Raw genomic sequence first — 14459 nt, forward strand, 5'->3', positions numbered from 1 at the left:
CGGCTACCATACGGCGGTGCCGCTCGACCCCGATGACGTCGAGGCCTGCCTGCGGGTGCTGGCCGCGGTCGACGACGCCGACGAGCGGGTCGCGGCGGCGGTCGACAAGGCGTACCGGGCGCGCAAGAAGCGGCGCAAGGCGGAGCGGCGCACGGCGACCGCCGAGCACGACCGGCGCCTGGTGACGCAGCCGCGGCCCGATGACCCCGCGCGGCCGCCGGACCCGCACGGCGCCACGGCGCTGCTGCGGGCGCGCCGGTGCTACGTGTGCAAGTCGCCCTACCGCGAGGTTCCGCCGTCGTACCCGCAGATGTGCGCCGAGTGCGCCACGAGCAACACCGCGCGGCGGCACGCCCGGGCCGACCTGACCGGGCGGCGCGCGCTGCTCACCGGCGGCCGCATCAAGATCGGGTTCGAGACCGCGCTGAAGCTGCTCCGCGACGGGGCCGAGGTCATGATCACGACGCGGTTCCCGGGGGATGCGGGGCGGCGCTTCGAGGCCGTACACGATGCCGGAGTTTGGCGGCACCGGCTGCACATCCACGGCGTGGACCTCCTCGACCCGGCCGGGGTGGTCGGGCTGACCGAGGCAGTCGCCGCGCGCTGGGGCCACCTCGACATCCTCGTCAACAACGCGGCCCAGACCATCCGGCGCCCGCCCTCGTACTACCGCGAGCTCGCCGCCGCCGAGGACCGCCCCGCGTTGAACAAACCCAGCGCTAGCGACAAAGCCGGCGCGATGGACAAGACCGCGGTGGACGACCTGTTCTTCCCGGCGGGCGCGCTGGACGAGACCGGCGAACCGCTCGACCTGCGCCCCGTGAACAGCTGGACCCTGCGGCTGCACCAGGTCACCCCGCGCGAGTGGCTGGAGGTGCAGGTCATCAACGCCTTCGCGCCCTTCCTGCTGATCGGGCGCCTGCGGCCGCTGCTGCGCGCGGCGCCGAGCCCCGACCGGTACGTGGTCAACGTCTCGGCCATGGAGGGCAGCTTCAGCCGCGCGAACAAGACCGCCGGGCACCCGCACACGAACATGGCCAAGGCGGGCCTGAACATGCTGACCCGCACGATCGCGGACGAGTACGCGGCCGAGGGCATCCACGTCACCAGCGTCGACACCGGCTGGGTCACCGACGAACGGCCGCACGCGACCCGGGAGGCCCTGCGCGAGCGGGGGTTCCGGGTGCCGCTGGACGTGGTGGACGGGGCCGCGCGCGTCTACGACCCGATCGTGCGGGGCGTGCACGGCGACCCCGTGCACGGCGTCTTCCTCAAGGACTACCGGGTGGTGCAGTGGTAGAGGTCGAGATCTCGTGTCCCGTGCTGGCGGCCCCGACGGTACCGCCGGCTGATCTGACCCTGCTCGAACCGCTGCTGGCGCGGCTGTCCGACCCGTCCGGGGTCGCCGTGACCGAGCGCTTTCCGCTCGGCACGCTGCAGCCCGACGGGCGGCTCGACCTGTGCAAGCAGGGCCTCGGCGCGCACGGCGTGAGCCGGGTGCTGGATCGGGTGGTCGGGTCGGGTCATGCGGTACACCTGCTGCTCGGCACGAACGGCCTCGGGGCGCCCGGGGCGGCCGCGCTCGCCGCGTCGCTCGCGCCCGGGCACGGCGTGCAGACGCTGTACCTCGGCTGCAACGCCATCGACGCGGGCGGCGCGGAACCGCTGTTCGAGCGGCTCGCCGGCGACGACACCGTGACCGCGCTGTGGCTCAAGCGCAACCCGCTCGGCGACGACGGGATCGCCGCGCTGGCCGCGATGCTGCGCACGAACACCGCCCTCACCACCCTGGACCTCGTCAACACCGGGCTCACCGACGCCGGCCTGGCGCTGCTCGTCGACGCCCTCGCCGCGCGGGAGCGGCCCGTGACGCGGGTCTTCCTCGGCGGCAACGGGCTCGGGCCGTCGGCCGCGCCGCTGCTGTCCCGCCTGCTCACCGGCTGCGGCGTGACGGACCTGTTCCTCGCGGCGAACCGGCTCGGCGACGCCGGCGTCCGGGTGCTCATGGACGGGGTCGTCCGCGGCGGCGGCACCCTCGGCCTGGGCGGCAACGGGCTGACCGACGCCGCCCCGGTCGCGGCCCGGCTGGGCGCGCTGGAGGCGCTGGACCTGAGCCGGCCGCAGTCGCTGCGGGTGCTGGGCGCCACCGACAACACGATCGGCGACCCCGGGGCGCGGCTGCTCGCCGAGGCGCTGCCCGGCAGCCCGCTGCGCCGCCTCGACCTGCGGCACACGGGCATCCGCGGGCGCGGGGCCAAGGCGCTGCTCGCCGCGGTCGAGACCGGCCGGACGGCGCTGCGGCGGCTGACGCTCGGGCCCGACGTTCCACGGCGCGTCAAGCGCGTGCTCGCCCAGCTGCTGCCCGGTGGCGAGCCGCCCCTGGCGAGCGAGATCCTCAGCGTGTACCGCTAGCAGCCCCCGCCTTTCCCCCGGAAAACTGTCGTACCTCCCCGCTACTCTCGCGGGCATGACGGAGGCCCTGCACCTGCTCGCCGCCGCGGACGAACTGCTCGCCGCGACCCGCGCCACCCGCGTGGAACGGCGCGACAACGTCCAGCTCGAGGCCCTCGCGCTGGCCGTGTCGGCCAACCTGCCGGTGCTGCTGTGGGGCGAGCCGGGCATCGGCAAGTCCTCCGCGCTGCAGCAGCTGGCCGACCGGCTCGGGGTGCCGATGGAGACCGTCATCGCCAGCATCCACGAGCCCTCCGACTTCGCCGGTCTGCCCGTCGTCGGCGACGACCCCGCGACCCAGGGCGTGCCGATGGCCCCGCCGGACTGGGCGATCCGGCTCACCCGCGGCGGCGTCGGCCTGGTCTTCTTCGACGAGCTTTCCTCGGCCCCGCCCGCGGTGCAGGCGGCCCTGCTGCGGGTCGTGCTCGAGCGCCGGGTCGGCAGCCTCGAGCTCCCGCCGGGGGTGCGCGTGGTCGCCGCGGCCAACCCGCCGGCCAGCGCCGCCGACGGCTGGCACCTCAGCCCGCCGCTGGCCAACCGGTTCGTGCACCTGCACTGGACCCACGACCCCGCCGTCGTCGCCCGCGGCCTGGCCGGCACCTGGCCCACCGCCGACATTCCGCGCATCGAACCGCGCCGGGCCGCGTCCGCGCTGGCCCGCGCCCGCGGCGCGCTGTCGGGCTTCCTCACCGCCCGCCCCGGCCTGACCCACCACCTGCCCGCCGACGCCGAGGGCCGCGGCGGCGCCTGGCCGTCCCCGCGCACCTGGGAGATGGCGCTGCGGCTGCTCACCTTCGCCCTGGCCAGCGACGCCTCGCGGGAGGCCCTGGCGACGGCGCTGATCGGCGCGATCGGCGACGGCGCCGGCCTGGAGTTCATCACCTACCTCGACGAGCTCGACCTGCCCGACCCCAACCGGGTCCTGGCCAACCCCGACGCGTTCGCGCTGCCGGAGCGCGGGGACCGGCAGCTCGCCTTCCTCACCGCGATCGTCTCGGCGGTGCAGTCGGACGTGTCGCGGCCCCGGTGGGAGGCGGCGTGGGCGGTGCTCGCCAAGGCGGTCGAGGCGGGGGTGCCGGACGTGGCGGCCCGGGCCGCGGCGGACCTGGCGGCCATGCGCGAAAAGTCCTGGCCGGTGCCGGCGACGATCGACGCGTTCGTGGACATCCTGCGGCTGTCGGGGGCGATGCAACGATGACCGCGGAGGCGCCGTCGTCGCGACCGGCGGGCGCGGAACCAGAAACGGCCGGCACGGGACCAGAAACGGCCGGCGCGGGACCAGAAACGGCCGGCGCCGGACCAGCGGACGCGGCGGGCGCGGCCGCGGGCGGGGGCGCCGCAGCGGTGTTCGCGGGGGTGCCGGCCGCGCGGCTGGCGCTGGACCGCACGAAGCTGCTCGCGGGGCGGTATCGGGCGGCCAAGCTGCGGCCGTATCTGGCCTCGGCGATGTACGCGCTGTCCGTGGTGCCCTCGTGGCACCTGTCGACGATGGGCGTGGATCGGCACTGGAGGCTGTACGCGAATCCGGACTTCGTGGCCGCGCACCCCGTCGAGGAGCTGGCCGGGGTCTGGGTGCACGAGGTCGCGCACCTGCTGCGGGACCACCACGGGCGGGCCGACCGGCTGCGGCACGTGGACCGCGACGACCACCTGCGGGTCAACCTCGCGCAGGACTGCGAGATCAACGACGACCTGATCGCCGACGGGCTGCCGCTGCCGGCGAGCCGCGTGGAGCCCTCGACGTTCGGGCTGGCGACGGGGCGGCTCTTCGAGGAGTATCTGGCCGGCATTCCGCACACGCACGTCCTGCACGTGCAGTGCGGCTCGGGCGCGCACGGCATCCCGGTGCCGGGCGAGGTCGGGGCCGACGGCGCGCCCGCGGTGCCCGAGGTGGAGGCGGGCGCCATCCGCCGGACGACCGCCGACGCCATCCGGGCGCACGTGCGGGGCCGCGGCACCGTCCCGTTCGGCTGGCGGCGGTGGGCCGACGAGATCGCCGAGCCGACCGTCGACTGGCGCCGCCTGCTCACCGGCGCGCTGCGCCAGGCCGTGGTGTGGGCGAGCGGGGCGGCCGACTACACGTATGCGCGACCGGGCCGGCGCAGCGCCGCGCTGCGCGGGGTCGTCCTGCCGAGCCTGCGCCGGCCGCTGCCGCGCGTCGCGATCGTCGTGGACACCTCGGGCTCGATGGGCGACGACCAGCTCGCGTCGTGCCTGGCCGAGGTCACCGGCGTGCTGCGCGCCGTGGGCATTCGCGGCAACCGCGTCACGGTCCTGGCCTGCGACGCCGACGTGCAGGCCGTGACGCGCGTGACGAAGGCGGACCAGGTCCAGCTCAGCGGCGGCGGCGGGACCGACATGCGCGTGGGCATCGAGCGCGCCCGGCGGGGCCCCGAGCCCCCGAACGTCATCGTCGTGCTGACCGACGGCCTGACCCCCTGGCCGGACGAGCCCGCGGGCTGCCGCCTGATCGCCGGCCTGGTCGGCCCCAATCCCCCGGACACCCCGCCCTGGATCGAGACGATCCACATCACGGACGGCTGAGCCCGTGGCCCCCTACGTCGCCGGCCTGGTCGGCCCCAGCCCACCTCCATCGAGACGATCCACGTCGCCGATGGCTGCGCCCGTGGCAGCGGCGGCTACTTTTGGCGACTGTCCCCCACGGCGGCGGCTGCCTAGCGTGGGTGTCATGGCTGATCACGAGCTGGGACTGACGCGCGGGGACCGGGTTGTGGTGCTCGCCGGGTTCCCCGTCGCCGGGGGGCTGCTCGGGTGGGGGCTGCCGATCGCGGCTCGGTGGTTGCTGTCGCTGCCGTGGGTACCGTTCGGGGGGCCGCTGCGGCTCCTGCGGCACCTCGGCTCCGGGTGGGGGCTGGCGGCGCTCGTCGGGGCGGGTGCGCTGCTCGGGCTCGGGCTCGGGGTGGCCGCCGTGCACGAGGCGCTGCGGGTCACCGTGGCGGACGGCGAGATCGTCGTGGTCAGCGGGGAGACGCGGCGGACCGTGCACCGGCGGGACGTCGAGGCGGTGTTCGTGGACGGCAAGATGCTCGTGGTGCTCGATCGGCAGTCGCGGCAGGTGGTGCGGGACCGGCTGGACAACGCCGGGAGCGCCCGGGTCGAGCGGGCGTTCCGGGAGCACGGGTACCCGTGGGTGGGACAGGACCCGTATGCCGAGCTCTACCGGCGGTGGGTGCCGGACCTGCCCGAGCTGCCGGGGGCCGTCAACGCGGTGCTGGCCGCGCGGGCCAAGGCGCTGGAGAACAAGAGCACCGCCGACGCCGACGAGCTGCGCGACGAGGTGCAGAAGCTCGGCTTCACCGTGCGGGACGTCGGGGTCGTGCAGCACTGGCGCCCGCTGGTGCAGTCGTGACGAGCCGAACCCCGCGACGGCGAGGTCATGCGGCAACGGCGCCGACTGGCGCAGTCGTGACGAGCCGAACCCGCGACGGCGGGCTCGGGAGGCACCGGCGACGACTGGTCAAGTCGCGGCGAGCCGAACCCCGCGACGGCGAGGTCATGCGGCAACGGCGCCGACTGGTGCAGTCGTGAGGAGCCGGGCGCGCGATGGCGGGGTCGGGCCGCACCGGCGACGAATGGCGCAGTCGTGAGGAGCCGGGCGCGTGACCTCGCCGTGGACATCACGTCCACGGTCATCTCGGTGCTCGTGGCGCTCATGGCGGCCGTCGGTGGGCTCGACAGCGGGCTGCTCAGCGACGAGCGGCTGCTCGTCTCGCTGGTCGTCACCGTTCCGGCGATCGTGGCGCTCTGGTGGCGGCGGAGGTACCCGGTCGGGGTCGCCCTCGCGCTGCTCGCGCCGGTCGCGGTCACCGACATGGCCGGCGGGGCCGTCGCCGTCGCGGTGTTCGGGGTCGCGGTCCACCGGCCGTTGCGGACCGCCCTGTGGGTCGGGGCGCTGCACGTGCTGGCGCCGATCCCGCTCAGCATCCGGTACCCGGACCCCGACCTGCGGATCATCGGGGCCAACACGCTCGGCATCACGGTCCTGGCGATCGCGATCGCGTGGGGCGCCGCGGTCCGGGCGCGGCGGGAGCTCATCGCCACCCTGCGGGAGCGCGCCGTGCGGGCCGAGGCCGAGGCGCGGCAGCGGGGCGAGCTGCTGCGCGGGCTGGAGCGGGAGCGCATCGCGCGGGAGATGCACGACGTGCTCGCGCACCGGATCTCGCTCATCAGCCTGCACGCGGGGGCGCTGGAGATCCGCCGGGACCTCTCGCGGGAGCAGGTCGCCGACGCGGGGGCGACCATCCGCGCCAGCGCGCATCAGGCGATGGAGGAGCTGCGGGAGATCCTCGGGGTGCTGCGCACCTCGGACCGGGAGGAGCTGCGGCCCCGGCAGGGGCTGGCCGACCTCGGCGAGCTGGTGGAGGAGGCGCGCAAGGCCGGCATGACGGTACACCTGGATCATCGCCTGGACGGGGACCTGCCGGCGGCCGTGGACCGCACGGCGTTCCGGCTGGTGCAGGAGGGGCTCACCAACGCCCGCAAGCACGCGCCGGGCGTGGCGGTCAGCGTGCTGCTCGAGCGCGGGGACGAGGTGCATGTCCGGGTCAGCAACCCGCTGCCCGCCCGGCCCGCGCCGCCCTCGCTGCCGGGGACGCGGTCGGGGCTGGAGGGCCTGGCCGAGCGCGTCGGCCTGGCCGGCGGCCGGTTCGAGCACGGCGTCCGGCGCGGGGACGGCGGGGCGGCGTTCACCGTGGAGGCGTGGATACCGTGCGGCCGCTGATCCGGGTCGTGGTGGCCGACGACGACGCCCTGGTGCGGGCGGGGCTGGCCCTGGTCCTCGGGGGCGGCGCCGGGGTCGAGGTCGTGGGCGAGGCCGCCGACGGGGCGCAGGCGGTGCGCACCGTGCGCGCCGTGCGGCCCGACGTCGTGCTCATGGACATCCGCATGCCGCGCATGGACGGGCTGGCCGCGCTCGAGGCGCTGCGGCCCGACGAGGCGCGGGTCATCGTGCTCACCACGTTCGACACCGACGAGCACGTGCTCCGGGCGCTGCGGCTCGGCGCGCACGGGTTCCTGCTCAAGGACACCCCGCCGCTGGCCATCCTCGACGCGGTGCGGCGCGTCGCGAGCGGGGAGCAGACGCTCTCGCCGTCGGTGGTGCGGCAGCTCATCGCGCACGTCGCGGCCGACGATCGGGGGGCGGCGGCCCGGCGTACCCTCGCGGCCCTCACGCCCCGGGAGCGCGACGTGGCCGAGGCGGTCGCGGAGGGGCGCTCGAACGCGGAGATCAGTGCGGCGGTGCACATGAGCGTGGCGACGGTGAAGACGTACGTCTCGAGGATCCTGGCCAAGCTGGGCTGCACGAACCGGGTCCAGGTGGCGATCCTGGTGCACGAGTCACGACTGGATTAGCGCGCCCGAATCAGCGCGACCTGATCAGCACGCCCGGATCAGCACGCCCGGATCAGCACGCCCGGATCAGCACGACTCGATCGGCACGACTCGATCAGCAGGACCGGATCAGGCCCGCCACACCGTCCAGGACCGCTTGCAGGCCCCGCTCGAACTGTGCCGCCACCGCGTCGGGGCCCGTGGCGGGACCGACCGCCTCGGGCGAGCCCGGCTCGTGGCCGTCCAGCAGGCCCGCGGTGTGCGGGTAGCGGCCGGTCGCCAGCTGCTCCATCCCGTACGCCACCACGGCCTTCACCACCTCCGGGTCGGCCTCGGCGCGGGCCTCCGCGGCGCGCAGGGCGGCGCCGAAGACGTACGCGTCGACGATGGCGATCACGTCGAACCGGCCCGCGGTGTCGAGCCCGGTGCCGGCCAGGGCCGCGAGGCTCTGCTCGAAGTGCAGCATGGCGTTGGGCCCGAGCGCGGGGCCCGGGCGCAGCGTGATCGCCCACGGGTGCCGCGACAGCACCGCCCAGGTCCGCCGCGCGATGGTCGCGGTCGCCTCGCGCCAGCCCGCCGGCAACTCGCCCTCGGCGACCACGGCCTCGGCCATGAGCGCGTCGTCCATGAGCTCGACCAGCTCGTCCTTGGTCTCGACGTAGTTGTAGAGCGTCATCGTGCCCGCGCCGAGCCGCGCGGCCACGTTGCGCATCGAGACCGCCTCGATGCCCTCGGCGTCGGCGATCTCCAGCGCCGCGGCGGCGATGCGCTCGCGGCTGAAGCGGGGCGCGCGGGAACCGGGCTCCGGGCGCGCCCAGATCGGCGGTCGGGGCATGGACTCGATTATCGGTGATAGCGGTTCGCGATGAACCCGGGCTCGGCCCCGGGTTCGGCCGGCCGGGTGACGACCGGCAGCGCGGTGTGCGCACCGAAGCCGCGGCCGAGCGCGCGGACCTGCTCCTCCATGAGCGGGACGCTGCGCCGGGCCTGCGACTCGACGACCCGCTCGGCCAGGCGGCTGTTGAGCAGGGTGCGCAGCCAGTACACGAGCATCACGCCGCGGGGCACGAAGACCTTGCGGCGGCGGCGCTCCAGCGCGTCGGCGAAGGCGGCCGCGCAGCGCTCGACGGACGTGGTCGAGCCCAGCGGGGGCGGCAGGCGGCGCAGCGTGTCCTTGAACGCGGGCAGGTCGTCCTGGGCGTCGCGGACGAGGTCGGTGTCGATCCAGCTCGGGTGGGCGGTGCCGACGGCGACGCCGTGGTGGGCGACCTCCAGCCGCACCGCGTTGCCGAAGTGCTCGACGCCCGCCTTCGAGGCGCAGTACGGCGCCATCCCCGGCAGCGCCGCGAACGAGGCGGCCGAGGCGACGAGGAGCAGGTAGCCGCGGGCCGCGATGAGGTGCGGCAGGCACGCGGCGGCCGTGCGCATGACGCCGACCAGGTTGACCTCGACGGTGTGCACGAGCGCCTCGACGTCGCCGGTGGCCATCGTGCCGCGGCTGGCGACGCCCGCGTTGGCCACCACGGCGTCAATGCGGCCGTAGGCGCCCACCACCCCGTCGACCGCGGCCCCCATACTGGCCTGGTCGGTGACGTCGGCGGCGAACCAGACCCCGCCGAGCTCCCCGGCGAGGGTCTCCAGCCGGTCGGGCTCGAGCCCGACCAGCGCGACGCGGGCGCCGCGGGCGGCGGCCGCACGCGCGGTATGTTCGCCGATGCCGCGGGCGGCGCCGGTGATGAGCACCACCTGGCCGGACAGGCTCTTGCGCTGCACCGAGGGCCTCCCATCGGCGGTACCGTTCAGTACCAGGCAAACTAGCACCCGGGAACATTGTCGCGAAAGGTGAAGGGCGCCGCATGACGAGCACCAGGACCGCCGAGGAGTTGCGCGCCGACCTCACGGGCGGGCTGGCCGAGTCGATCGCCGCCAAGGGCTACGCCGCCACGACGATCGCCGACATCGTCATGCACGCGCGGGTGTCCAAGCGCACGTTCTACGAGCACTTCGCGGACAAGGAAGCCTGCCTGATGGCCCTCTACGCGCAGGGCTGCGAGCACCTGCTCGAGGTGGTGCGCAGCGCCGCCGGGCCCGGCGGCCGGCCGTGGAAGGAGATGATCAACAGCGGGGTGACGGCGTACCTCACCGCGCTGGAGACCATGCCCGCGGTGACCCGGACCCTGCTCGTGGAGATCCAGGCGGCCGGCCCCCGGGCGTTCCGGCTGCGCCAGCAGATGCAGCGCCGCTTCGCCGACGCGCTGGTCGAGGTGATCGAGCGGGCCCGGGCCGCCGACCCCGGCATCCCCAGCCTGTCGCCGCTGCTGGCCATCGCCCTCGTCGGGGGCGTGCACGAGATGATGCTGCAGGTCTGCGACCCGTACACGGGGGCCGGCCCGTCGTTCACCGAGCTGACGCCGGCCGTGGACGAGCTGGTGTACGCGATCCTCACCAACCCCTGGATGACAGCGGATGGAATGATCGGGCCTACTGCCGGGTTGCACGGTTGAAAAAGGGAAGGGACGCTTCGCGGTGCTGAACCCCAGCGAACTTTACGAGCTCACGGATGATCTGCCGGCGGCCGACCGGCCGGTGCTCGTGCACGCGCTGACGGGCTTCGTGGACGCCGGCAACGCCGCCCGCCTCGCCCGCGAGCACCTGCTCAGCGTCGGCTCGGCGCGCACGATCGCCACGTTCGACCTCGATCAGCTCTACGACTACCGCGGCCGGCGCCCCCCGATGCTCTTCGTCGAGGACCACTGGGAGCACTACGAGCAGCCCCAGCTGCTGCTGCGGGTGCTGCGCGACGCCACCGGCACCGAGTTCCTGCTGCTCGACGGGCCCGAGCCCGACCTGCAGTGGGAGCGGTTCACCGCGGCCGTGCTGGAGCTCATCGAGCGCTTCGACGTGCGGGCCACGGTCGGGCTCACCGCGATCCCGATGGCCGTGCCGCACACCCGCCCGACCGGCGTGACCGCGCACGGCACCAGCCGGGACCTCATCGCCGGCTTCGAGCCGTGGCTGCAGCGGGTGCAGGTGCCGGGCAGCGTCGGGAACCTGCTGGAGTACCGCATCGGCCAGCAGGACCGCGACGCGTTCGGCTTCGCGGTGCACGTGCCGCACTACGTGGCCCAGGCCGAGTTCCCGGCCGCCGCGGAGAAGCTGCTCTCGTGCCTGGCCGACTCGACCGGGCTGCGGGTGCCGATGGACGAGCTGCACGCCGCGGCCGACTCGGTGCGGGCGGAGATCGACGTGCAGATCGCCCAGGCCGACGAGGCCGCGTCGCTGGTGCGGGCGCTCGAGGAGCAGTACGACGCCTTCACCCGCGGCCGCAGCGGCAACAGCAACCTGCTGGCCGACTCCCCCGCCCCGCTGCCGACCGCGGACGAGATCGGCGCGGAGCTGGAGCGGTTCCTGGCCGAGCAGACCCGGGGTGACGAGCCGCCCAACCTGTGAGCCGGCGGCCTACCAGCTGGTGCCGGTGAGGCGCTCGTAGACCTCCACGTACCGGGCCCGGGTCAGGGCGACCACGTCGTCCGGCACCTCGGGCCCGGGAGCGGTCTTGTTCCAGCCGGTGGACAGCGACCAGTCGCGCACCTGCTGCTTGTCGAAGGAGAACTGGGTGCGGCCCGGCTCCCACTCGTCCAGCGGCCAGAAGCGCGACGAGTCCGGGGTGAGCACCTCGTCGCCCAGCACCACGGCGCCCGCGCGGTCGCGGCCGAACTCGAGCTTGGTGTCGGCGACGATGATCCCGCGCTCGGCGGCGAGGGCGGCTCCGCGCGAGTACACCCGCAGCGTGAGCTCCCGCAGCTCCTCCGCGAGCTCCTTGCCGATCTCCTCGGTGACCTCGCCGAACGTCACGAACGCGTCGTGCTCGCCGGCCGGGGCCTTGGTCGTCGGCGTGAAGACCGGCTCCGGCAGGCGGTCGCCCTCGACGAGCCCGGGCGGCAGCTCGACGCCGGACACGGCACCGTGCGCCGTGTACTCCGACAGCCCCTGCCCCGCGAGGTAGCCGCGCGCGATGCACTCCACCGGCAGCATCTCCAGCCGCTTGCAGCGGATCGCCCGCCCGGCGAACTCGGCCGGCACGTCGGTCGCGGAGATCACGTGGTTGGGCACGATGTCGGCGAGCTGCTCGAACCACCACAGCGACAGCCGGGTGAGCACGGCGCCCTTGTCCGGGATCGGCGTCGGCAGCACCACGTCGTAGACGGAGATCCGGTCCGAGGCGACGAGGATGAGGTCGTCGCCGTCGGCGTACACGTCACGGACCTTGCCGGAATGCAGGAGTTCCACGGCGTCGAGCCTATCGGAGCGGCGTAGGGTGAGCTGCGTCACGACCATGTCGCCGACCGTCGCCGGAGGCCACCATGCCCCTCGATCCCGCGAAGACCGCCATCGTCCTCATCGAGTACCAGAACGACTTCGTCTCCGAGGGCGGCGCGTTCCACGCCGCCGTCCAGGGCGTCATGGACAAGACCGGCATGATGGCCAACACGCGCAAGGCCGTCGCCGCCGCCCGGGCCGCCGGGGTGACGATCATCCACGCGCCGATCACCTTCGCGCCCGGGTACAACGAGATCACCTCGCATCCGTACGGCATTCTCAAGGGCGTCGTGGACGGCAACGCGTTCGTCAAGGGCGAGTGGGGCGCGCAGATCGTCGACGAGCTGGCGCCCCAGGCCGGGGACATCGTCGTGGAGGGCAAGCGCGGGCTGGACACGTTCGCCAGCACCAACCTCGACTTCATCCTGCGCAGCAAGGGCATCACCACGATCGCCATCGGCGGCTTCCTCACCAACTGCTGCGTCGAGTCGACGATGCGGACCGGCTACGAGCACGGCTACCAGGTGATCACCCTGCAGGACTGCGTGGCGGCCACCTCGCAGGAGGAGCACGACAACGCGCTGAAGTACGACTTCCCGATGTTCTCGACACCGATGTCGGCGGAGGACTTCGCCGGCCGGTTCTAGCCCGCTCGGTAGTGGCGCAGGGCGAGGCCGCCGGCGAGCAGGAAGCTGGCGGCCAGCACCACCAGGTGCTGCGGGTGCGGGGCGTCGCCGGCCCACGCGGCCTGGACGGCCTGGCGGAACGCGCCCAGCGGGGTGAAGTCCCCGACCCTCGCCAGCGCGCGCGGCAGGTACTCCACCGGGACGTACAGCCCGGCGAAGAACGCGGACGGGAACCACAGCGCGAGCGCGTAGCCGGTGGCCGCCTTCGCGCTGCCCGCCACCGCCGCGACGAGCAGCCCGATCGGGAAGAGCCCGAGCACGCCCAGCAGGAACACCGGCACCACGAGGGCCAGGTCGGGCACGCGCATGTCCAGCGCGGCGACGCCGATGACGAGCGTGAGCAGCGTCGAGAGCAGGACCACCCCGGCGTTCATCACGAGCTGGGCGCCGAGCAGGGCGGCCGGGCGCACCGGCGTGGTCGCGAACCGGCGCAGCACCCCGCGCTCGCGGTAGTTCGCCAGCACCGTCGGCAGCATGAAGAACGCCACCATCGCCATCGACACCATGACCGACATGGACGGGATGACGGTGTCGACGCCGCGCCGGCCGCCGAGCGCCGGGTCGGCCGTGTGCGCGCTGCCGGGCAGGCCGAACACGACCAGCAGGGCGACGGGCAGCAGGACGGTGAACATCGGGCCGGCGATCTCACGCAGCATGAGCCGCGTCTCGATCACGGTCAGGCGGGCCAGGGCGCGCATGTCAGGACTCCTTGCCGGTCAGGGCCACGAAGGCGGACTCGAGGCCGGCCTGCACGATGTTCAGCTCGAGCGGGACGACCTCCTGGGCGGCCAGCGCACGGGACACCTCGTGGGCGAGGTTGCCGCCGCCGGTGACGGTCCACAGGCCGTCGTCGACCGTCACCGAGCCGACGCCGGGCACCCCCGTCAGGTCGGCCGGGCCGGACGGGCGGAACGTGACCGTCACGCCCGCGGCGGCGGCGCGGATCAGCGCGCCCGGGGTGTCGATGGCGACGGTCCGGCCGGCGTCGATCACCGCGATCCGGTCGCACAGCCGCTCGGCCTCGTCCATGAAGTGCGTGACGAGCAGGATGGTCACCCCCTGGTCGCGGATGTCCGAGATCAGCCGCCAGGTGTCGCGGCGGGCCTGGGGGTCCAGCCCGGTGGTCAGCTCGTCGAGGATCGCCACCTCCGGCGAGCCGACCAGGGACAACGCGATCGACAGGCGCTGCTTCTGGCCGCCGGAGAGCTTCTTGTACTGCTTCCCGCCGTGCTCCGCGAGCCCCAGCCGCTCCAGCAGCGGCCCGGTCGCGGCCGGCCGCTCGTAGAAGGACGCGAAGAGCTCCATCGCCTCCCGCACCCGGATGCGGTCGGGCAGCTGCGACTCCTGCAGCTGCACCCCGAGCCGCTGGCGCACCACCGGGTCGCCGGGTTCCCGGCCGAGCACCCGCACCGAGCCGCCGTCGGGCGTGCGCAGGCCCTCGACGCACTCGACGGTCGTGGTCTTGCCGGCGCCGTTGCGCCCGATGATGCCGAAGATCTCGCCGTGCTCGACGGCGAAGCTCACGTCCCGCACGGCCGCACGCTCGCCGTACCGCTTCTGCAGGCGCTGCACGTCGATGACTGTCATACCGAGCACTCTGCCGGCCCCGGCGACCGGGCAGAATGACGCTGGATGCCGAGGCGGGGGTGC

General features: G+C 74.4%; 15 protein-coding genes. 10 read left to right on the forward strand and 5 right to left on the reverse strand.

Features of this window, described 5'->3' with window-relative positions; translation table 11 throughout:
- The first annotated feature begins 16 nt into the window (after positions 1-16).
- The 7 genes from ACQP1P_RS37710 to ACQP1P_RS37740 all read left to right on the forward strand — a co-directional run bounded on the left by ACQP1P_RS37710 (position 17) and on the right by ACQP1P_RS37740 (position 7824).
- Positions 17-1300 (forward strand): SDR family NAD(P)-dependent oxidoreductase, encoded by a 1284-nt coding sequence (locus ACQP1P_RS37710; RefSeq protein WP_433078568.1) that lies wholly within the window; start codon positions 17-19, stop codon positions 1298-1300.
- The gene (locus tag ACQP1P_RS37715; protein WP_433078570.1) at positions 1294-2412 is read left to right on the forward strand and encodes a gala protein; all 1119 of its coding nucleotides are present in this window, start codon (positions 1294-1296) and stop codon (positions 2410-2412) included. Before ACQP1P_RS37710 ends, ACQP1P_RS37715 begins: the two co-directional genes overlap by 7 nt.
- A gap of 55 nt (positions 2413-2467) precedes the next feature.
- Complete coding sequence (locus ACQP1P_RS37720) at positions 2468-3649, forward strand: AAA family ATPase (protein ID WP_433078572.1); 1182 nt, start codon at positions 2468-2470, stop codon at positions 3647-3649.
- Between the two features lie 146 nt (positions 3650-3795).
- Entirely contained in the window at positions 3796-4995 is a 1200-nt protein-coding gene (locus ACQP1P_RS37725; protein WP_433078574.1) for a vWA domain-containing protein, read from the forward strand.
- Between the two features lie 145 nt (positions 4996-5140).
- The gene (locus ACQP1P_RS37730) at positions 5141-5821 is read left to right on the forward strand and encodes a YqeB family protein (RefSeq protein WP_433078576.1); all 681 of its coding nucleotides are present in this window, start codon (positions 5141-5143) and stop codon (positions 5819-5821) included.
- Positions 5822-6055: 234 nt separating this feature from the next.
- The gene (locus tag ACQP1P_RS37735) at positions 6056-7192 is read left to right on the forward strand and encodes a sensor histidine kinase (protein ID WP_433078578.1); all 1137 of its coding nucleotides are present in this window, start codon (positions 6056-6058) and stop codon (positions 7190-7192) included.
- Positions 7171-7824, forward strand: coding sequence for a response regulator transcription factor (locus ACQP1P_RS37740; protein WP_433078580.1), 654 nt, complete (start codon positions 7171-7173; stop codon positions 7822-7824). Before ACQP1P_RS37735 ends, ACQP1P_RS37740 begins: the two co-directional genes overlap by 22 nt.
- Positions 7825-7918: 94 nt before the next feature.
- On the opposite strand, the gene ACQP1P_RS37745 is transcribed toward ACQP1P_RS37740, so the two are convergent.
- Together ACQP1P_RS37745 and ACQP1P_RS37750 are read right to left on the reverse strand one after the other, a co-directional pair.
- Positions 7919-8638 carry a TetR/AcrR family transcriptional regulator C-terminal domain-containing protein gene (locus ACQP1P_RS37745; protein ID WP_433078582.1) on the reverse strand — a complete coding sequence of 240 codons (720 nt, stop codon included), beginning with the start codon at positions 8636-8638 and terminating at the stop codon, positions 7919-7921.
- Between the two features lie 8 nt (positions 8639-8646).
- A complete protein-coding gene (locus ACQP1P_RS37750; protein WP_433078584.1) occupies positions 8647-9576 on the reverse strand; it encodes an SDR family oxidoreductase in 930 nt (309 codons plus the stop codon).
- Positions 9577-9659: 83 nt separating this feature from the next.
- Between ACQP1P_RS37750 and ACQP1P_RS37755 the strand changes: the two genes are divergently transcribed.
- Together ACQP1P_RS37755 and ACQP1P_RS37760 are read left to right on the forward strand one after the other, a co-directional pair.
- Positions 9660-10307: a TetR/AcrR family transcriptional regulator gene (locus ACQP1P_RS37755; protein ID WP_433078586.1), complete on the forward strand. Its 648-nt coding sequence runs from the start codon at positions 9660-9662 to the stop codon at positions 10305-10307.
- A 22-nt stretch (positions 10308-10329) separates the two neighbouring features.
- Positions 10330-11253, forward strand: a complete 924-nt coding sequence (locus tag ACQP1P_RS37760; protein ID WP_433078588.1) for a proteasome assembly chaperone family protein — start codon at positions 10330-10332, stop codon at positions 11251-11253.
- Between the two features lie 9 nt (positions 11254-11262).
- On the opposite strand, the gene ACQP1P_RS37765 is transcribed toward ACQP1P_RS37760, so the two are convergent.
- Entirely contained in the window at positions 11263-12093 is an 831-nt protein-coding gene (locus ACQP1P_RS37765) for a phosphoribosylaminoimidazolesuccinocarboxamide synthase (RefSeq protein WP_433078590.1), read from the reverse strand.
- A 74-nt stretch (positions 12094-12167) separates the two neighbouring features.
- Here ACQP1P_RS37765 and ACQP1P_RS37770 point away from each other — a divergent pair, with 74 nt between their 5' ends.
- On the forward strand, positions 12168-12770 hold the full coding sequence (locus ACQP1P_RS37770) for a cysteine hydrolase (RefSeq protein WP_433078592.1): 603 nt from the start codon (positions 12168-12170) through the stop codon (positions 12768-12770).
- Here the strand turns inward: ACQP1P_RS37770 and ACQP1P_RS37775 are convergent.
- The gene (locus tag ACQP1P_RS37775; protein ID WP_433078594.1) at positions 12767-13507 is read right to left on the reverse strand and encodes an ABC transporter permease; all 741 of its coding nucleotides are present in this window, start codon (positions 13505-13507) and stop codon (positions 12767-12769) included. The genes ACQP1P_RS37770 and ACQP1P_RS37775 overlap by 4 nt on opposite strands.
- 1 nt (position 13508) lies before the next feature.
- Entirely contained in the window at positions 13509-14396 is an 888-nt protein-coding gene (locus tag ACQP1P_RS37780; protein ID WP_433078596.1) for an ABC transporter ATP-binding protein, read from the reverse strand.
- Positions 14397-14459 lie beyond the last annotated feature (63 nt).

Source organism: Dactylosporangium sp. CA-052675, assembly GCF_050947935.1.
Lineage (GTDB): Bacteria > Actinomycetota > Actinomycetes > Mycobacteriales > Micromonosporaceae > Dactylosporangium.